The sequence below is a fragment of the Pseudomonas sp. SIMBA_041 genome, assembly GCF_046535095.1.
Classification (GTDB): Bacteria; Pseudomonadota; Gammaproteobacteria; order Pseudomonadales; family Pseudomonadaceae; genus Aquipseudomonas; species Aquipseudomonas mucoides.
Window position 1 is genome coordinate 189,218 of record NZ_JAWRXJ010000002.1, and the last position, 19,408, is coordinate 208,625.

A 19,408-nucleotide genomic window follows, 5' to 3' on the forward strand; every position below is an offset into this window, starting at 1 on the left:
GCTGCGTTCGGCGGCGAAGCCGTCGTAAACCCTGAAAACGCGGTTTTCCTGAAAAGCCGCAGCGCCTGATTTCACGACGGCTTCGCCGCCGAACACAGCCTCGCAGGCTCGACAGCTGCTACATGGGCCATGTGTGTCCAAAAGGTGGTGGAAGTGTCAGGTCGGCGGGAAATCGTCTTTACCCAAGCTTTACGCTCCGCTGACCGCCGCTGACCTTGATCTGCGTAATCTGTACTCATCCGGAACGTACCGGGAACGAGACAAGGAGATTCACCATGCGCAAGACTCTTATCGCTCTGATGTTCGCCGCCGCTTTGCCGACCGTTGCCATGGCCATGCCTGAGGGCACCGGCCCGATGGGTGGGCCGATGGATGGCTCGCACCACGGCGGTCAGATGCACGGCATGCACGGTAAAGGCCCGTACAGTCAGCTTGACCTGAGCCGCGAACAGCGCGAGCAGATCCGCAAGATCATGGGCGAGCAGATGCACGAGCGTAAGCAACTGGTCGACAAGTACCTGGAGAAACTCTCGCCAGCCGACCAGAAAGCCCTGAAAGACGAAATGACCGCCAAGCATCAGAAAGCCGAAGCCGATGTACGCGCCGTGCTGAAACCGGATCAACAGAAGAAATTCGACGAGATCCAGAAAAAGCAGGCTGAGCGTCGCGCCGAGTGGGCCGAGTTCAAGGCCTGGAAAGCGCAACAACCGCAAAAAGCGCAATAATGCGCTGACCCCGGACCCAACGGCCAACCCCGTTGGGTCTGTTACCACTGCAGAAGCAAGGCTTGCCCGCGAAGGCGATTTCATAATCAACAGAGATGTTGAATGTCAAATCGCCTTCGCGGGCAAGCCTCGCTCCTACAAGGATCTTGCGTCAGCTTGAGGATTTTCTGTGCGTTCATTGTTCTGGCGTATCCTGGCCAGCTTCTGGCTGGCCATCGCTCTGGTGGCAGGGCTCTCCATTCTGCTGGGGCACATGCTCAATCAGGACGCGTGGATCCTCAGTCGCCATCCAGGCCTCAATACCCTCGCGCAAGAGTGGACGCAAACCTACGAATCCCAGGGCGAAGAAGCCGCCCAAAACATTCTGGAACAGCGCAAACGTCAATATCACATCGACGTTCAGGTGTTGAACGAAAGCGGCGACCCGGTCGTCCGTGGGACCTTTCCGCGTCGCGCAGCCGCGTTCGAAGCGCGGCAGAACAACGATGACCGGCGCCTGCCATGGCGTCGTTTGACCGCGGAATACACCAGCGAAAAAACCGGCGACACCTACCTGCTGATCTATCGCATTCCGCACCCGGAACTGGATTCCTGGCACCGCGAAAGCCTGCTGTGGCCGTTGAGTGCGCTGGGCATCGCGTTGGTGGTGCTGACCTTGTTCAGCCTGTTCGTCACCCTGTCGATTACCCGCCCGCTCAGCCGTTTGCGCAGCGCCGTGCATGACCTGGGACAAACCACTTATCAGCAGAACAGTCTGGTGAAACTGGCCAACCGGCGCGATGAGTTTGGCGTGCTGGCCAACGATTTCAACCGCATGGGCTCACGCCTGCAAAGCTTGATCGGCAGTCAGCGGCAGTTGCTGCGCGATGTGTCGCATGAATTGCGCTCCCCGCTCGCTCGACTGCGCATTGCCCTGGCATTGGCGGAACGGGCCAACCCTGAAGAACGGGAAAAACTCTGGCCGCGCCTGACCCGCGAATGCGACCGGCTGGAAGCGTTGATCAGCGAAATCCTCGTACTGGCGCGGGTCGACGCCGACAACGCCAGTGCCGAAGAGGTCGACCTGAACGCGTTGCTTCATACGCTGCAAAAGGATGCGCAACTGGGTTCACCGGAACAGAACGTAAGTCTTGAGGCAGAACCGCAACTGAACCTCAAGGGCTGGCCGACGATGATCGAGCGCGCCGTCGACAATCTGCTGCGCAACGCCCAGCGCTTTAATCCGGTGGGGCAGTCGATTGAAATGAAGGCCGTGCGTCAGGGTGAGCGCATTGTGGTCAGCGTGCGTGACCATGGACCGGGCGTGAACACCGAGCATTTGAATCAGTTGGGTGAGCCGTTTTATCGAGCTCCAGGGCAAACGGCCGCCGGGCATGGCCTGGGTTTGGCGATCGCGCGCCGCGCGGCAGAACGTCATGGCGGGAGTCTGGTACTGGCCAATCATCCGCAGGGCGGGTTTGTGGCCAGTCTGGAATTGCCGCTGGTGCCAGGGGCGGTCGTCCAACCGTAAAAAGCACGCAGCCTCGTTTCACTCGACAGCTGCTACAGAGGTCTGTGTGCACCTGTAGCAGCTGTCGAGTGAAACGAGGCTGCGATTCTTTTGATCTTCAGGACTTGGCAGGCCACGCGCTGACGAACTCGGCGAGGTCGGCTTTTTCGGCCACACGCGGTTCTTTTTGCGGTGTGCCCAGGTAAAGGAACGCAATCACCTCTTCCCCTTCCGCCAACCCCAGCCCTTTGGCCACATGCGCCGAGTAGGCCAGTTCACCGGTACGCCATACCGCGCCAATCCCTTGCGCATACGCCGCCAGCAAAATTCCGTGCGCTGCACAGCCTGCGGCCAGCAGTTGCTCGGATTTCGGGTACTTGACGTGATCCTGCACCCGCGCAATCACCACCACCACCAACGGTGCGCGCAGCGGGCCGTTGCGCGCCTTGTCCAGCGCCGCCTCCGACACCTCGCTGTCTTGCAACTTCGCCGCTTCGGCCAGCAATTCGCCCATTTGCTCGCGCGCCGCGCCCTCGACGGTCAGGAAGCGCCAAGGCTGCAAATGACCATGGTCCGGGGCGCGCATGGCGGCGCCAAACAGGACTTCGCGTTGCGCCGCAGTCGGTGCCGGGTCAAGCAGTCGTGGAACGGAAACACGGTTGAGCAAAGCGTCGAGAGCCTGCATCGGCCACCTCCTGAAAAAATGTTTGGCTATTCTAGCTGCAAGTGCGCAAGCGGCGTCGGTTTACATGCCCTGCCCCGCAGGTAGAATGGCGCCCACTCCCACCACAGCCCGAGCGGATTTCATGGCGTTGCCGACCTTACGGATTATTGGTTTTATCATCGGCATCTTCCTGATTACGCTGGCCATTGCCATGGTCGTGCCCATGGCGACCCTGGTGATTTTCGAGCGCACCCACGAGCTCCCCTCGTTCCTGTGGTCGAGCATGATTACCTTCGTCGCCGGCCTGGCGATGGTTATCCCTGGTCGCCCCGAACACATCCACCTGCGTCCACGGGACATGTACCTGTTGACCGTCAGCAGTTGGCTGGTGGTCTGCCTCTTCGCCTCACTGCCTTTTATGCTGGCTCAACACGTCAGCTTCACCGACGCGATCTTTGAAAGCATGTCCGGCATCACCGCCACCGGTTCGACGGTCCTCAGCGGCCTGGACACCATGTCACCCGGCATCCTGATCTGGCGTTCGCTGCTGCACTGGCTCGGCGGCATCGGTTTTATCGGCATGGCAGTGGCGATTCTGCCGTTGCTGCGCATCGGTGGCATGCGCCTGTTCCAGACCGAGTCCTCGGACCGTTCAGAAAAGGTCATGCCTCGCTCGCACATGGTGGCGCGTCTGATCGTGGCGGCTTATGTCGGCATCACCATCATCGGCAGCCTCGCGCTCTGGTGGGCCGGGATGAGCCTGTTTGATGCGATCAACCACGCGATGTCAGCGATCTCCACTGGCGGGTTTTCCACCTCGGACCAGTCGCTGGCCAAATGGACGCAGCCGGCGGTGCACTGGGTGGCGATTGTCATCATGATTCTCGGCAGCCTGCCCTTCACCCTGTACGTCGCAACCTTGCGCGGCAACCGTCGGGCCTTGATCAAGGATCAACAGGTTCAAGGGATGCTCGGCATGTTGCTGGTGACCTGGCTGGTGCTTGGCACCTGGTACTGGTGGACCACCCAACTGCATTGGCTCGAAGCCTTGCGGCACGTGGCGTTTAACGTGACATCGGTGGTCACCACCACCGGTTTTGCGCTGGGGGATTACAGCCTGTGGGGCAATTTCTCGCTGATGCTGTTCTTTTACCTGGGCTTTGTCGGCGGCTGCTCAGGCTCGACGGCCGGCGGAATCAAGATTTTCCGCTTCCAGGTCGCCTATATCCTGCTCAAGGCCAACCTTAACCAATTGATTCACCCGCGCGCGGTGATCAAGCAGAAGTACAACAGTCACCGTCTCGACGAAGAAATCGTGCGTTCGATCCTGACCTTTTCGTTCTTCTTCGCCATCACCATCTGCGTCATCGCGTTGCTGCTCTCACTGCTCGGCGTGGACTGGATGACTGCCCTGACCGGCGCGGCCAGTACCGTGTCCGGTGTCGGGCCGGGGTTGGGGCCGACCATCGGGCCGTCGGGTAACTTTTCGTCGTTGCCGGACGCCGCCAAGTGGATTCTGTCGTTTGGCATGCTGCTCGGCCGACTGGAGATCATTACGGTGTTTGTTCTGTGCATTCCTGCGTTCTGGCGCCACTGACCTGCGCCGCCGCTTCGGTCATGTGCGCCCGGTACTCGCCGGGGGTCGCATCAAACCAGCGGCGGAACGCGCGGAAGAAATTGCTCGGGTCAGCGAACCCCAGCAGGTAGGCAATTTCCAGCAGGGTCATGGTGGGCTGGGCCAGGTACTGCTCGGCCAATTCGCGCCGGGTGTCATCGAGCAAGGCCTGGAAACTGGTGCCCTCTTCCTGCAAGCGTCGCTGCAAGGTGCGTTGTGAAAGGTGCAGCGTCTGCGCCACGGTATCGCGCTTGGGTTCGCCTTGGGGCAGCAAACGGCACAATACCTGTCGCGCCTTGTGCGTCACACGGCTCTCGGAAAACCGCGCCAGGTACTCGCCGGCAAACCGGTCATGCAACAGCGCCATTGCTTCATTGGCGGTCGGCAATGGTGCTTCCATGTCGGCACGTTCGAAGATCAACGCGTCGTAAGGCGCGTTGAACAGCAACGGCGCATGAAAGGCTTGTTTATAGGGGTCGAGGTCGACAGGTTGATCGCCCTGTAACAGCACCTTGAGCGGTTGCAAGGTCCGCCCGGTCAACCAGCCGCACAATGCCAGCGCACAGGCCAGTGACGCCTCGGCACTTTGCCGGGTCGGCGGCAAGTGGTCGCCGTGGACCGTCAGAATCAGCGCATAACCTTCATCCAGCAGACGGAAACTCAGGTCGGCACTTTCGGCAATGATCCGCTGATAGCGCACCAGCCGCTGAAAGCCTTCGGCCAGGGTCTGACTGGACATCAGGGCGTAACCGGCGACATGGAAGGACGCCGGTCGCACCACCTTGCCCATGTTCAGGCCGATCGCCGGGTTGCCGGACAGCTCGACCGCGCGCTGCCACAGTCGCGTCATGGAATCTTGCGGAAAACGCGCATCCGGATCATCCAGTGAGGCGTAGTCGAGCCCTAGCTGCTTGAACAGTGCCCGGCAATCCAGGCCGTCCATCTCCAGTGCTTTGACAATCCCCATCGCCCAGCTTGCAGAAGTCGTTCGTTCGCTCATGGCGTTTGCTTACTGTTCAGTGAGCCGTCTGACGCGGCTAGTTTTCGAAGGATACTAAAGTGGCGCCTATTGTCACTGGCTGATGCCAATGATCACTCTAGACTCAAATAAGCTACCCGCAGAACATCTTGCAATCAGAACAACAACCACAGAGATCGCTGTCGTGGAAAACATCAAACGTTTCAACAGCTTTGCTGAGTTCTACCCGTATTACCTCAGCGAGCACAGTGACAGCACTTGCCGACGACTGCACTTCATCGGCACGACACTGGTCATCTTCATTCTCGCCCTGACCATCGGCAAAGGCGCGTGGCTGCTGCTGTGGGCCCTGCCGCTGGCGGGTTACAGCTTCGCCTGGGCCGGGCATTTTTTCTTCGAGAAGAATCGGCCTGCGACCTTCCAGCATCCTCTTTATAGCCTGCTCGGTGACTTCGTCATGTACCGCGACATGATCCTGGGTCGCGTGCCGTTTTAAGCGTCGTGAACACGAAGAGAGAAGAGTCAATGAATGCCAACGCCCGTTTCACCCACATGAAGGATGGCACCCGGGAAGACTGGGCGATCATCGCCGCCGACTTCAGTGCCTACGCGAAACAATTGCCTTCAAGGATTGTGGCGCACCTGAAGTTGCTGGAGGGCGATTTTGGTGGCTTCCCGGTGGACCGTCTCACCCACTCCCTGCAAACCGCCAGCCGCGCCTGGCGCGATGGCCGTGATGAGGAATATGTGGTGTGCGCGTTGCTGCATGACATCGGTGACACTTTGGGTTCCTACAACCATCCGGACATTGCCGCGGCGATTCTCAAGCCGTTCGTCAGCGCCGAGAATCTGTGGATGGTGGAGAAACACGGGATTTTCCAAGGCTATTACTTTTTCCACCATTTGGGCATGGATCGGCACCTGCGCGAGCAGTTCAAGGACCATCCGCAGTATCAGGCCACCGTCGAGTTCTGTGCCAAATACGATGCGGCGGCCTTTGACCCGGCCTATGACACGCTGCCGTTGAGTTTCTTTATGCCAATGATGGAACGGTTGTTTGCGCAGCCGAAGAACTCGATCTACAAAGCGGCGATGGAAGAATATTCGCCGGCCTGATACACCTCAGGGGACCGCTGCGCGGTCCATCGCGAGCAGGCTCACTCCTACAGTTGACCGCGTTCTCAAGGCAGACTCAGTTCAATGCAGGAGTGAGCCTGCTCGCGATGAGGCCAGCCCAGTCACCGCAAATTTCAGGCCGGCTCGGCAACCTTCAGCGCCTTCAACTCCGCCTCACGCGCCTGCGCATCCGCCAGCCGATACAACTCGATCGACCCGTCCCAATGCTCGATCAGCGCCGTACACGACTCCACCCAATCCCCGCAATTGAGGTAATCCACCTCGCCCACCTTGCGAATCTCGGCATGGTGGATGTGCCCGCACACCACGCCATGTAACTCGCGCTTCACGCATTCGTGGGCGATGGCTTCCTCGAAATCGCTGATGAAGCTGACTGCAGTCTTAACCTTGTGCTTGAGGTACGCCGACAACGACCAATAGCCGTAGCCATAGCGGGCGCGCCAGTGGTTGAGCCAGCGGTTGAGGGTCAGGGTGAACTCGTAGGCCGAGTCCCCGAGGAAGGCCAGCCAGCGGTGATAACGGGTGATGACATCGAACTGATCGCCGTGGATCACCAGCAGATGACGGCCGTCGGCGGTGACGTGCACGGCTTCGTCGACCAACTGGATGTTGCCCAGGATCAGCTTGGAGTAACGACGCAGGAACTCGTCGTGGTTGCCGGTGACGTAGATCACTTCGGTGCCGCGCTTGCTCATGGTCAGCAAGCGACGAATGACGTTGGTGTGCGCCTGGGGCCAGTACATGCCGCCGCGCAGTTTCCAGCCATCGATGATGTCGCCGACCAGGTAAATCTTGTCCGCGTGGTAGCCCTTGAGAAACTGCGACAGGTGCTCGGCCTGGCAGTCTCGAGTGCCCAGATGCACATCTGAAATCCACAAGGTCCGCACACGTTGCTTACGACTGGGTTTGGCGAGCTCGGCGCTGGTCATGGGCAACCCTCTGCGATTGTTTTTCCAAGCTTGCGCCGGTCGGGTTAATCGGTCATGACAGGGGTGAGTCATTCCTGTGACAGCAACCGGCCGGTGTAGACTGGCCCCATCTTGCCCAGGAGAGCGGTGATGCGACCGATCCTCACACTACGCCAGTACACCCACGACCTGATCGTCCACAGCCACGACCACGCCCAACTGGTGTTCGGGCTGTCGGGCGCGCTGGATTTCGAAGTCGACGGGCGTGGCAGTCAGGTGGTGCAGCAGAGTTTCGTGGTGGTGCCGTCCGGTTTCCATCACGCCTGCGGCAGCAGCAATGGCAGCCGCTGCCTGGTGCTGGATGTGCCGAGCGATCAATGGATTTCACAGTCGCTGGGCGATCACGCCGAGGCCAGTCGCCGTCTGCTCGACAACGCTGGACGCTTGCCGCTGGATGCCGGGCAGAGCCAATTGGTCAGTTGGTTGGCGAGCAGTCAGGTCCACGATCCGTTGATCGCGCAACAAGGCGCGGTGCTGTTATTGGCCAGCCTCAACAACGCCAAACCAGCCAGCGTGGGCGGACGACGCCTGCCGTATGCAGCGATGAATGCGCACATCGATCAGCATGCAGCTTATCCGTTGCAAGTGGCGGACCTGGCCGGTGTCGCCGGGTTGTCCAGCGCCCGGTTGCACGCACGGTTTGTGGCTGAATGCGGGCAGACGCCGATGGACTATATCCGCAGTCGACGGCTGCATATTGCGGTGGGGTTGCTGCGGGATTCGCCATTGCCCATCGGCGAGATTGCCAGTCGGGTCGGCTACAGCTCACAGAGCGCCTTCGCCGCCGCAGTGTTGCGCGAGTTTGGCGCCTCTCCCGGCAAACTGCGGCGCGAGGCTGGCGACAAATGAGGCGAGTCTGACGACAGAAAAAACGCGCATCACGCGATTAAATGTAGCAGCTGGCAAAGCCTGCGTCCGACTGCGAAGCGGTCGCCATCGGGACAAATGCAATGTGTCTGATACACCGCGTTTTCAGGTTTTACGACCGCTCCGCAGTCGGACGCAGGCTGCGCCAGCTGCTACAAATCCGTAGTTTCTGTCGGTTTGGTTTACTCGTTTATCAAGGATTGCAATGACTCCCCGTACCGCCCTTGGCGCCCTGCATATCGGCGCATTAATGTTTGGCCTGACCGGTGTGTTCGGCAAACTCGCCGCCGCGTCCCCCGCTGTCATCGTCTTTGGCCGCGCTGCGTTTGCGGTGCTGGCACTCGCGGTTTTCGCGCGTTTCGCCAGCAACACCCGTTGGCAGAAACTTGAAGCCGTGGATTGGCGCCGCCTGCTGCTCAGCGGTTTGCTGCTGGCCGGACATTGGGTGAGTTTTTTTATTGCGGTGAAAGTCGCGGGCGTGGCGATTGCGACCTTGGGCTTTGCCAGTTTCCCGGCGTTTACCGTGATCCTCGAAGGGCTGATCTTCCGCGAGCGGATTCGCGCCAATGAAATCCTGCTGGTGGTATTGGTCAGTGTCGGGCTGGTGTTGGTCACACCGGACTTCGATCTGGCGAGCGGCGCGACCACCGGTCTGCTATGGGCCGTCGGTTCCGGGTTGTTGTTTGCCCTGCTGTCGCTGACTAACCGGGCCAGTTCCGGACGGATCCCGCCGGTACAGGCCGCGCTGTGTCAAAACGTGGTGGTCGCGCTGTGCCTGCTGCCCGTGGCGGTACCGCAGTTGAGCGAAGTGCGTGGCATCGATTGGCTGTGGATCAGTCTGCTCGGGGTGTTCTGCACCGGCGTCGCCCACAGTCTGTTCGTCGCCAGCCTGGCGGTGATCAAGGCCCGCACGGCGGCGGTGGTGTTCGCCCTGGAACCCGTTTACGGGATCACCATGGCCTGGCTGCTGTTCAATGAAAACCCGACGTTGCGGATGCTGATCGGTGGCGCGCTGATCATTGTGGCGATCGTGGTTTCCAGCCGGCTGTCCGGTGGTTCAAGCAAAAAAACCGTGGCGGCGGAAGCGGCGTCTCACTGAGTGCGGTCGTTGTGGCCCAGGTCGCGGTCCGGATCGATCTGATCGCGGACTCGCTGCTTGAGCACCTTGGCCTCGGGAAAACCGCCATCGCCCTTACGCTCCCAGAGTTGCACGTCGTCACAAAAAATATGGAACACTCCACCGGTGCCGGGCACCAGCGACACTTTGCCCAGGTCATCACCGAAGGTGCTGAGCAGTTCCTGAGCAAGCCAGGCGGCACGCAACAGCCATTGGCATTGCGTGCAATAGGTGATGATGATTTCCGGTTTGTGCGCGGTCATGACAGGCAAGTCTCTGAGTCTGGGAGCGCAGCCATCATAGAGCCTCAGCCGATACCGGCCAACAGACTGCGGGCGGTCTGCTTGAGCGGTTCGTCGCCGTCCTTGAGCAATTCGTTGAGCAGCGTGATCGCGCGATCCAGGTCGCCATCGTCGATGCAGGTCTGCGCTTGTTCCAGTTTGCCGGCGTTGGATGGCGCCGCCGGGGCCAGGCTCAGCGGTTCAAGGTGCAGCGACTGAGGCGCCTCGCTGAATTCGTCGAGGAAGTCGTCATCCAGTGATGGCGTGTCAGGCACGGGGTCCCATTCCAGTTCGGGCGCTTGCTGCGACGATTCGCCGGGCAGTTCGTACACCTCGGGCAACACGTGCAGGTTCGAGGTGAAGGTCAGCTCGTCCGACGGTTTGGCGCAAGCCGGTGGGCTGTCAAAAGGGCTGACCAGATCCCAATTTGAATCCATCGATAACTCATCCAGGTTCAACTGGAATTCATCGTTGGGCACAGCTTCCGCCGGTGCGACTACGGGCGCGGCCACCACGGGTGCGGCACTGCTCAGTTTCGGATGGCTGGCGCGGATGTCCTGTAGTTTTTGCGGGTCGAACCCGGCGTCGCGCAGGCTGCTTTCCTGCGCGTCATAGGCCGTCACATTGCCTTGTTTGCCGAGCACCTCCAGCAGTTGCACCGCCAGCTCCGTGCGCTCAGGCTCTTTGATCAGCGCCTCTCGCAACATGGCAGCGGCTTCGGAAAACCGGCCATACGTCAGGTAGATGCCGACCCCTTCCAGCACATCACCCGCTGAGGTTTCTTCACGATGATCGGACGCCGGTTTGAGCAGGGTCTTTTGGACTAACGGTTGCACAGCAGGATCAAGCATCGGCTCCTGCCGTGACGGCAAATCGGGGGTTGCCTCGGGCAAGGCCGCGACCTGCTGACGTCGATGACGAAGGAACAACCCGAGCAGCACCAACGCCACCAGTGCCAGCAGGCCGATGATCAATTGCCAATGGGTCGCTTCCTCGACAACCACAGGCGCGGGCACGACCGCCGTCGGCGCAGCGGGCTCGGCTGGCATTTGTCTGACGTCGGCCAATTGAGTCTGCAGTTCGGTGATCTGCTTTTTCTGACCGGCGATCTGCTCATCCTGAGCCGCCAGCTTCGCCTTCAACTCATCGATGGTTTTTTGCAGTTGCTGGTTTTGCAGGACAGCGGCGGCCAGTTGCTCGGCCACAACGGGATCACTCACAGGCGTGACGGCCGGTTGCGGGGGAGCGGGGTTCTTCGCAGGTGCAACTGGCGGACTGGCCGGTTTGACGACCGGAAATGCAGAAGGCTGGGGTTCGCCAACCGGCTCATCAGCGGCGGGTTCAATCCCCGGGGTGCCCGGCGGATCAATCAGTACCGTGTATTCGCGCAGCAAGCGCCCGTTGGGCTGATTGAGCTGCACCACGAAATTCAGGAAAGGTTCTTTGACCGCTTTGGTGGAGGTCACCCGGATCAGGTTGCGATTGCCTCGCAGGATCGGGGTGAACTTCAGATTGTTGAGGAAGAACACCCGCTCGACGCCGGCACGGCTGAATTCATCCGCCGTCGCCAGGCTGACGGACAACTCGCCCTCCTCCAGACCACCGACATCCACCAGGGCGATGTCGGCACTCAACGGCTGGTTCAGCGCGGAGTGGAGCGTGATGTCCCCCAAACCCAGCGCAGGTGCCAATGCCGAGTAGGTGATAGCGCCACTGACCAGAAACGACCTGACGCCACACCGTAAAACCAACCGCCAACTCTCAAGCATGAGCATCCCTTAGAGAACAGAACCAACCTATGCGTGTTTGCACATCCGGTACGAACACGATATTGCCTAGTAGTTCTTTATAGTCTGCCCAACGGGGTATCTCAAAAGTCTGGCGAGTGGTTATGCCTCAAGATTTTTCCAGGTTGGCCAGAATGTGCCCGTGAACCCGCATGCACACCTTCAGATCCGCCTCATCGACGCCCGCGAACAATTCGTGGCGCAGTTGCGTGGCAATGGTTTCAATTTGTTCGATCAGGGGACGGGCCGGCGCGCAGAGGACAATTTTTTTCGCCCGACGGTCTTCCAGAACAGCTTGGCGCTGTACCAGGCCCTGGGATTCAAGGCTGTCGAGCAAACGGGCCAGCGTCGGCCCTTCGACACCGACGCTTTGCGCCAGCTCACGTTGGGTCGGGGCTTCCTCGAAACGGGCCAGGTGCAGCAGCACCAGCCAGCGTGCCTGGGACAATCCCAGCCCGGCGAGACGGCGGTCCAGTTCGGCACGCCAGCCACGCGACATCTGGGCCAGTTGCATGCCAAAGCGGTGTTGATCGGTTAACGGCATAAAACACTCATGATTAGACTGAAATTAATTAAAACTAATTATTAGTCAGCTAAGCATGGCCGTTGGCTTGAGGCAAGGTTTGGTCTGTAGTGAATCGTTACATCAACCTACAGGGCCACTCAAACCTCAAATTCCGATTGCAGGGCGGCACGCACGCAGTACAAAACGCCTTCCGGCACTCGCCCGGCAAACAGGGCAGCGATCTCAGAAACCGCTGGCAATTCACCTTCGCCGTCGAGGAACGCATCCTGGACTTCGCCCATCAATTCTTCCGGCAAGTCCAGCGCTTGTTCCAAAGACAGCTGCTGCTTGCCAATCGCTTCGGCGAGCATGGTGTAGACGTTCTTTTCCGAGCATTGCAGCTGACCGGCGATTTGCACCGGGGTCATGCCGGCGCGAGCCAGGGTGATCAGTTCGTGGCGCACGTCGGCCACGACTTTCGGTGCCTCGACCTGACCGCCCAGCACTTCGAGGAAGGCCTCGCCGTAACGCTCGAGCTTGCGTGCACCGACACCGCTGACCGTGGCCATTTCTGCCAGCGACGTCGGCTGGCTGCGGAGCATTTCCAGCAACGTCGAATCGGGGAAGATGACGTACGGTGGCACGCCATGTTCTTCGGCCAGTTTGCGCCGCAAGGCACGGAGCGCCTCCCACTGCTCGCGCTCTTCGCCACGCACCAGTTGGCTCGCCTGGCTCTTGCTGCTTTTCGCGGTGGTTTGCGGCTTGAGGTCGCGGCGCAGCTCCAGGGTCACTTCACCCTTGAGCAGCGGCCGGCAGGTGTCGCTCAGGCGCAGGCCGCCATAGCCTTCGAGGTCGATGTCGGCCAGCCCACGGGCCACCAGCTGTCGGAACAGGGAGCGCCATTCGCTCTCGCCCATCGCCTTGCCGACCCCGAACACTGAAAGATGCTGATGACCAATGCTGCGGATTTTTTCGTTGTCCTTGCCCAGCAACACGTCGACCAGATGCCCGACACCATAACGCTGGCCGGTGCGGTAAATCGCCGAGAGCGCCTGACGGGCCGGCTCGGTGGCGTCCCAGGTCTGCACGCCGTCGACACAGTTGTCGCAATGGCCGCACGGCTCGGGCATGTCTTCGTCGAAGTAGGCCAGCAATGTCTGGCGACGGCAGCGGGTTTCTTCACAGAGCGAGAGCATCGCGTCGAGCTTGTGCTGCTCCAGACGCTTGTGGCGCTCGTCGCCTTCGGAGTTCTGCAACATTTGCTTGAGCATCACCACGTCTTGCAGGCCGTAGGCCATCCAGGCGTCTGCTGGCAGACCGTCACGGCCACCGCGACCGGTTTCCTGGTAATAGGCCTCAAGGGATTTTGGCAAATCGAGGTGAGCGACAAAGCGCACGTTGGGTTTGTCGATGCCCATGCCGAACGCCACGGTGGCAACCATGATCAGGCCTTCCTCGTTAAGGAAGCGCTTCTGGTGATGGGCCCGGGTTTCGTTGGGCAGACCCGCGTGATACGGCAGCGCCGGGAAGCCTTGCTCGCTGAGGAACACCGCCACTTCGTCGACTTTCTTGCGCGACAGGCAGTAAACAATACCGGCATCGCTGCGTCGCTCGGCAAGGAACGCGAGCAACTGCTTGCGCGGCTGCTCCTTGGGCACGATGCGGTAGAAAATATTTGGGCGGTCGAAACTCGACAGGAAGCGTTCGGCGTCTTGCAGATGCAGGCGCTCGACGATTTCTTCGCGGGTACGCTTGTCGGCCGTGGCGGTCAGGGCGATGCGCGGAACGTTCGGGAATAACTCCGCCAACTGCCCCAGTTGCAGGTATTCGCGACGGAAGTCATGGCCCCATTGCGACACGCAGTGCGCTTCATCGATGGCGAACAGGGCGATTTCAAGGCTTTGCAGGAAGGCCAGCATGCGCGGCTGGACCAGACGCTCGGGCGCGAGGTAGAGCATCTTCACTTCGCCGCGCTTGATGCGGGCCGCCAGATCGCGCTGTTGTTCGGCGCTCAGCGTCGAGTTCAAGGCTGCGGCCGCGACGCCCAGCTCTTCGAGGGTGGCGACCTGGTCGTCCATCAGTGCGATCAGCGGCGACACCACCACGGCCAGGCCTTCGCGCAACAGCGCCGGCACCTGGAAACACAAGGATTTGCCGCCACCGGTAGGCATCAGTACCAGGGCGTCGCCACCACTGGCCACGCGCTCAATGATTGCACCCTGACGGCCACGAAAACTGTCGTAGCCGAAGATGTCCTTGAGGACGCGTTGAGCCTGTTCGAGCATAAAAACTCCAAAAATCACAAAAACATCCCTGCAAGGCTGGTTCAGAACCACGCACGCTGCACTGACAAATCGTAAGTGCGCGTTGCATGACGCTTCACATTCCAGCCGCGACGCCAGCAGGGCATCACAAAACGCGCGAGTATACCCGAGCCCTCCCTTGCGCAGGGCACCGCTGATAAGACACATCAACCCAATGCAACAAAGAACCCTGTAGGGGAGTGAGACCGGCTTGCTGGCGATGTCGGTGGGTCAGTCAACATTGATGTTGAATGCGGCACCGTTATCGCGAGCAGGCTCACTCCTATAGGGAATGCGGTGTTCTGAGGCTGCAAATATGCCGCGCGGCTGGCCTGAGCGCTCAAGAAGGCCTAGAATTCCCGCATCTGTTTATTTCCCAAGGTAGCCCTTTAATGTCCTTCGCTGAGCAACTAACCCGTTTGCAAGTCTTCCTCGACGCCGACGAACTGCATGACGAGGCGCTGGACTACGTGGCCGCCCACGGCTACCTCACTGCGCTGTCGATCTGCTCCGAAGAAGTACCGGACCGCGAATGGATCGACGCCCTCTTCGCCGAAGAGCCGCACTACGCCGACGACACCGAGCGTGAAGCCATCGAATCCACCCTGCTGGCCCTCAAGGCTCACATCGCCCGCCAACTGGCGTCCGATGAAGAGTTCGAGCTGCCGTGCGAGCTGGACCTGGGCGAAGATCCGGATGACTCCGACCTGCGCGGCTGGTGCATCGGTTTCATGGAAGGCGTGTTCCTGCGCGAAGCCGCCTGGTTCGAAACCGCCGAAGACGAAGTCAGCGAAATGCTCCTGCCGATCATGGTCGGTTCGGGCCTGTTCGACGAACAGCCAGAGTTCGAAGACATCGCCAAAGATGCCAACCTGATGGACGACATGATCGTACAGATCCCGGAAGCCCTGACCGCGCTGTACCTGCTGTGCAACGCGCCAGACGAAAAACCGGCGATCCTCAAGCCACGTCATCACTAAGGTCTTGCCTATGGACAACCCCATAGGCAACCGCTCCCTGATGTTGCGTTACGTGCTGCTGGCCATCGGCTGGCTGAGCGTAGCGCTGGGGGTGATCGGGATTTTCCTGCCGGTTTTGCCCACCACGCCCTTTCTGTTGCTGGCCGCTGCGTGCTTCGCCCGCAGTTCGCCGCGTTTTTATCAGTGGCTGGTGGAGCATCCATGGCTGGGCCCGTGGATTCGCGACTACCTCGACGGCAACGGCATCCCCCTCAAAGGCAAGGTCTACGCCATCGGGCTGATGTGGGTGAGCATCCTGTTCTCCTGCTACCTGGTGCCCCTGCCGTGGGCGCGCGGCTTCATGCTGACCAGCGCCGTGCTCGTCACGATCTACATCCTCAAGCAAAAAACCCTGCAAAAACCTCGATCCCTGTAGCAGGTCCGTGCAGGTCCGTGTACCCACCCGACTATTTATCCATCCTCGCCCAAAACACCGCCTAGACTTCAGTCATCTGCACGCGAGCAGCCAGACATGTCACGTCGTCCGCGTAGTCCAGGATGGTCAACGCTCCGACTTCGGCTCGGCGGCTGGTTGCTGTTGTCCAGTTTTCTGCTGACAGGGTTGGGCAGTGTCCTTGCCGACTGGGACTTTACGCAGATTCTGCAAACCGCCGAAAAACGCTATGGCCCTCTCGGCCCCGCCAAGGGAAGAGTCGAGGCCTGGAGTCAAATGCTCAAAAGCGAACTCAAGCAACCCGAGCGCGAGCAACTGAATGCGGTCAATCAGTTCTTCAATCAGCAGCTGAATTTTCAGGATGACATGCGCATCTGGCATCAGACCGATTACTGGGCCACGCCAGAAGAATCGCTGATCAAGGGCGCCGCCGACTGTGAAGACTACGCGCTGGCAAAGTATTTCAGCCTGCGCTACCTCGGCGTTCCCAGCGAAAAACTGCGCATCACCTACGTCAAGGCCCTGGCCCAAAACCAGGCGCACATGGTGTTGACCTTCTACAGCAGCCCCACGGCCGAACCGCTGGTGCTGGATAACCTGATCGGCGAAATCCGCCCCGCGTCCCAGCGTAAAGACCTGTTGCCGGTGTACGCCTTCAACGCCGAAGGCCTGTACTTGCCCGGTGCCAACGGCGGCAAACGCAGCGGCGACACAAAAAAGCTGTCGCGCTGGCAAGACGTGTTGAAAAAGATGCAAGCCGAAGGATTCGCCGTGGGCGACGGCTAGCCGTTATAGCAAGGAGCGTTTTATGTCACTGCGCAAACAGTTGTTTCTCGCCATTTGCCTGTTCCTGCTGGTGGCCTTCAGCGGCAGTTTTTTTGTCAGCCTGGAAAGCTCCCGCGAACAGATGCTCGGCCAGTTGCGCTCGCATGCCCAGGACGCCGCCACCGCACTGGGTCTGTCGCTGACCGCGCAGATCGACGACCCGGCCATGATCGAGTTGATGGTCAGCTCGATTTATGACAGCGGCTACTTCCGCAGCATTCGCGTCGTCAACATCGTCGACGAACAGGTGTTGGTGGAACGCAGCGCCCCCGCAAAAATCGACGGCGTTCCAGACTGGTTCGTCAGGCTCGTCAACCTGCGCCCCGAAGGCGGCGACGCGCTGATCATGCGCGGCTGGGAACAGGTGGCCCGGGTCGAAGTGTTGAGCAATCCGCAATTTGCCCTGGCCAAACTCTGGGACAGTACCCTTGGCAGCCTGCTCTGGCTGTTGGTCTGTGGGTTGCTCAGCGCGATATTCGGCGGTTGGCTGTTGCGTCGGCAATTGCGCCCGCTCGACAAAATGGTCAAACAGGCCGAGGCCATCAGCAAACGCGAGTTCCTGAGCCTGCCAAAACTGCCGCGCACTCCGGAATTGCGCCGCGTGGTACTGGCCATGAACCAGATGGTCGAGAAGCTCAAGGCGCTGTTCGCCGAAGAAGCCACGCGCAGTGAAAAACTGCGGGCCGAGTCCTATCAGGACAGCCTCACGGGCCTGGCCAATCGCCGTTTGCTGGATGAACAACTGGCCGATCATCTGTTGATCAGCGAACAGAGCAGCACCGGCCATTTGCTGATGCTGCGAGTCAACGACCTGATCGGCCTCAACCAGCGTCTGGGTGGTCAACGCACCGACGCGTTGATCAGCGCCGTCGGCGAGCTGCTCAAGCGCCTGACGCATTTGCCGGAACGTCGGACCTGGCTGGCGGCACGCAACCGCGGCGGTGAGTTCAGCCTGCTGACGCCGGGCCTGAATGGCGCCGACGCCGAGCGCCTGGCCTCGGAAATCAGTGCAACGTTGGAGAACCTGCGCCTGACCGGCGCCAGTGATTGCATGCCGGTGGCGCATTTGGGCATCGTCCCCTACCACCCCGGCGAACCGGCCAGCGACGTGCTGCTGCGTCTCGATCAGGCGCTGACGCAAGCCCGGCAACATCCCGAGCGGCCGTGGGTGCATCTGGCCGACACTGCCACCGCGAACAACCACTCCCAACATGACTGGCGCGCCTGGATCGACGACGCCCTGACCCACGGCAAACTGCAGCTATATTTCCAACCCGTGGTGCAATGCGCCGACACCAGCCAGGTGCTGCATCACAAAGTCCTTGCGCGCCTGCTCGACCCCAACGGCGAAGCCATTGCCGCCGGGCATTTCCTGCCGTGGATCGAGCGCCTCGGCTGGTCAGCGCGGTTTGACCTGGTGATGCTCGAAGCGACCCTCGACTACCTCGTCGTCAACCGCTGGCCCCTGGCGTTGAGCCTGTCCGGCAGCACCCTTCGCGACCCGGCGCCGCTGCGACACATCATCGACTTGCTTGATTCGCTGCCGGAACTGGCACCGCTGCTGACCCTGGAAATCGACGAACGCCAGTTGCCGCCGCCCGAAGAACTGCAGCGCCTGAGCCATAGCCTGCTCGATACCGGTTATGGCCTCGGCTTGCAGCACTTTGGTGGCAGCTTCAGCCAGATCGGCAACCTGACGCAGCTCGGGTTGGCGTATCTGAAAATCGATGGCGCGTACATCCGCCGCATTGATGTGCAGCCTGACAAGCGGCTGTTTATCGATGCGATTTTCCGCGCGACCAACAGCATTGATCTGCCGTTGATTGCGGAGATGGTCGAGACGCAGGGGGAGTTGGAGGTGATTCGGGAACTGGGGTTGTTTGGGGTGATGGGACGGTTGATTGGGCCGCCGGAGCCGATGTGAAGGGTTCGACCGCTCGTCTTACTGCCGACATCCGATGCGGAATAAACAGCGATGTTTAAAACACTTCCAGACACTCACTCCGGCTACGCATCCTTGCGCCGTTGCCTACGGCTACGTCAGAATCCGCCGGCTTGTGTGCTTTGACCCTGATCTTTATCGTTTCCGCATCGCTGCCAATCAGCGATCGGGTTTAGCGACCCGACCAGGTATAAGCGCAACACTTCAGTCTTACTGCAGGCGAACGTCTGCAGTTTCGATATGGCGGCTGTGCGCGGGAGACCCTCGGGTCTGCCGGGTCTTATACCTCTCGGTTCGCTAACCTGCGAACAGCCGCCACCCTTACTTGTTTAGCGACAGGTTCTGGTGGCTCCATCAGGTATAGGCGCTTCACCATGTTCAAAATCCCACCCACCCCACCAGAAACCGAAACCGACGACGTTTCCCCCTACGAATCCACCGATTCCAAAAAGCTCAACTCCGCCGCCGACCGCGCCCTCGACTACTACCTCAAACCGGTCATTCCCAAAGACACCCCGCGCAAACCCAGCACGATCTACTTCGTCAGGCCCGACACCGATAACGAAACCCTGCTGGTGAATGCCTGTGAGACGTTGGCGTCAGCGAGTGTGATGTTGAGTGATTTCGCGGGACAGTTGAATGGCCCGCAGCGCCACACGCTGCTGGGGATTCAACACTCGGTCATGCTGGGTGAGTTGGCGGTGAACCGGATGCTCGATAACGTCGATCCGCACGGCTAACTCTCCGCCCCCTCGCCACAATGACCGGGTTGGTAGTAGAGGTTTGTGGTG

19 protein-coding genes are annotated in these 19,408 nt (G+C 60.3%); 12 read left to right on the top strand and 7 right to left on the bottom strand.

Annotated features, from left to right (window positions below):
- Window positions 1-275 precede the first annotated feature (275 nt).
- Window positions 276-725 (top strand): Spy/CpxP family protein refolding chaperone, encoded by a 450-nt coding sequence (locus SB725_RS04595; RefSeq protein WP_194939840.1) that lies wholly within the window; start codon window positions 276-278, stop codon window positions 723-725.
- Between the two features lie 169 nt (window positions 726-894).
- The gene (locus SB725_RS04600; RefSeq protein WP_410921367.1) at window positions 895-2,235 is read left to right on the top strand and encodes a sensor histidine kinase; all 1,341 of its coding nucleotides are present in this window, start codon (window positions 895-897) and stop codon (window positions 2,233-2,235) included.
- A gap of 97 nt (window positions 2,236-2,332) precedes the next feature.
- On the opposite strand, the gene SB725_RS04605 is transcribed toward SB725_RS04600, so the two are convergent.
- On the bottom strand, window positions 2,333-2,899 hold the full coding sequence (locus SB725_RS04605) for a nitroreductase family protein (RefSeq protein WP_027922297.1): 567 nt from the start codon (window positions 2,897-2,899) through the stop codon (window positions 2,333-2,335).
- Between the two features lie 121 nt (window positions 2,900-3,020).
- Between SB725_RS04605 and SB725_RS04610 the strand changes: the two genes are divergently transcribed.
- Window positions 3,021-4,475 (top strand): TrkH family potassium uptake protein, encoded by a 1,455-nt coding sequence (locus tag SB725_RS04610; protein ID WP_410921368.1) that lies wholly within the window; start codon window positions 3,021-3,023, stop codon window positions 4,473-4,475.
- Here the strand turns inward: SB725_RS04610 and SB725_RS04615 are convergent.
- On the bottom strand, window positions 4,432-5,493 hold the full coding sequence (locus tag SB725_RS04615; RefSeq protein ID WP_410921369.1) for an AraC family transcriptional regulator: 1,062 nt from the start codon (window positions 5,491-5,493) through the stop codon (window positions 4,432-4,434). The two genes, SB725_RS04610 and SB725_RS04615, sit on opposite strands and share 44 nt — an antisense overlap.
- A gap of 163 nt (window positions 5,494-5,656) precedes the next feature.
- On the opposite strand from SB725_RS04615, the gene SB725_RS04620 reads away from it, so the two are divergent.
- On the top strand, window positions 5,657-5,968 hold the full coding sequence (locus SB725_RS04620; RefSeq protein WP_027922294.1) for a DUF962 domain-containing protein: 312 nt from the start codon (window positions 5,657-5,659) through the stop codon (window positions 5,966-5,968).
- A gap of 29 nt (window positions 5,969-5,997) precedes the next feature.
- A complete protein-coding gene (locus SB725_RS04625; protein WP_059181402.1) occupies window positions 5,998-6,588 on the top strand; it encodes an HD domain-containing protein in 591 nt (196 codons plus the stop codon).
- A gap of 134 nt (window positions 6,589-6,722) precedes the next feature.
- Here SB725_RS04625 and SB725_RS04630 read toward each other — a convergent pair whose 3' ends face one another.
- Complete coding sequence (locus SB725_RS04630) at window positions 6,723-7,538, bottom strand: UDP-2,3-diacylglucosamine diphosphatase (RefSeq protein ID WP_027922292.1); 816 nt, start codon at window positions 7,536-7,538, stop codon at window positions 6,723-6,725.
- Window positions 7,539-7,667: 129 nt separating this feature from the next.
- Between SB725_RS04630 and SB725_RS04635 the strand changes: the two genes are divergently transcribed.
- Window positions 7,668-8,426, top strand: a complete 759-nt coding sequence (locus tag SB725_RS04635; protein WP_027922291.1) for a helix-turn-helix transcriptional regulator — start codon at window positions 7,668-7,670, stop codon at window positions 8,424-8,426.
- Between the two features lie 223 nt (window positions 8,427-8,649).
- Entirely contained in the window at window positions 8,650-9,543 is an 894-nt protein-coding gene (locus SB725_RS04640) for a DMT family transporter (protein WP_027922290.1), read from the top strand.
- On the opposite strand, the gene SB725_RS04645 is transcribed toward SB725_RS04640, so the two are convergent.
- The 4 genes from SB725_RS04645 to recQ all read right to left on the bottom strand — a co-directional run bounded on the left by SB725_RS04645 (window position 9,537) and on the right by recQ (window position 14,419).
- Entirely contained in the window at window positions 9,537-9,824 is a 288-nt protein-coding gene (locus SB725_RS04645; RefSeq protein WP_027922289.1) for a SelT/SelW/SelH family protein, read from the bottom strand. The genes SB725_RS04640 and SB725_RS04645 overlap by 7 nt on opposite strands.
- 44 nt (window positions 9,825-9,868) lie before the next feature.
- Window positions 9,869-11,611 carry a FimV/HubP family polar landmark protein gene (locus SB725_RS04650; RefSeq protein WP_410921370.1) on the bottom strand — a complete coding sequence of 581 codons (1,743 nt, stop codon included), beginning with the start codon at window positions 11,609-11,611 and terminating at the stop codon, window positions 9,869-9,871.
- Between the two features lie 127 nt (window positions 11,612-11,738).
- Window positions 11,739-12,173, bottom strand: a complete 435-nt coding sequence (locus SB725_RS04655; RefSeq protein WP_027922287.1) for a MarR family transcriptional regulator — start codon at window positions 12,171-12,173, stop codon at window positions 11,739-11,741.
- Window positions 12,174-12,292: 119 nt separating this feature from the next.
- Entirely contained in the window at window positions 12,293-14,419 is a 2,127-nt protein-coding gene (recQ, locus tag SB725_RS04660) for a DNA helicase RecQ (protein WP_027922286.1), read from the bottom strand.
- 410 nt (window positions 14,420-14,829) lie between these two features.
- Here recQ and SB725_RS04665 point away from each other — a divergent pair, with 410 nt between their 5' ends.
- The 5 genes from SB725_RS04665 (at window position 14,830) to SB725_RS04685 (ending at window position 19,357) form a co-directional block, all read left to right on the top strand.
- Window positions 14,830-15,417, top strand: a complete 588-nt coding sequence (locus SB725_RS04665) for a YecA family protein (RefSeq protein ID WP_027922285.1) — start codon at window positions 14,830-14,832, stop codon at window positions 15,415-15,417.
- A gap of 10 nt (window positions 15,418-15,427) precedes the next feature.
- Complete coding sequence (locus SB725_RS04670) at window positions 15,428-15,832, top strand: YbaN family protein (RefSeq protein ID WP_027922284.1); 405 nt, start codon at window positions 15,428-15,430, stop codon at window positions 15,830-15,832.
- Window positions 15,833-15,928: 96 nt separating this feature from the next.
- Window positions 15,929-16,636: a cysteine protease LapG gene (gene lapG / locus SB725_RS04675; RefSeq protein WP_410921371.1), complete on the top strand. Its 708-nt coding sequence runs from the start codon at window positions 15,929-15,931 to the stop codon at window positions 16,634-16,636.
- Window positions 16,637-16,658: 22 nt separating this feature from the next.
- Window positions 16,659-18,599, top strand: coding sequence for a cyclic di-GMP receptor LapD (gene lapD / locus SB725_RS04680; RefSeq protein WP_410921372.1), 1,941 nt, complete (start codon window positions 16,659-16,661; stop codon window positions 18,597-18,599).
- A gap of 392 nt (window positions 18,600-18,991) precedes the next feature.
- Window positions 18,992-19,357, top strand: a complete 366-nt coding sequence (locus SB725_RS04685) for a DUF6124 family protein (RefSeq protein WP_027922281.1) — start codon at window positions 18,992-18,994, stop codon at window positions 19,355-19,357.
- Window positions 19,358-19,408 lie beyond the last annotated feature (51 nt).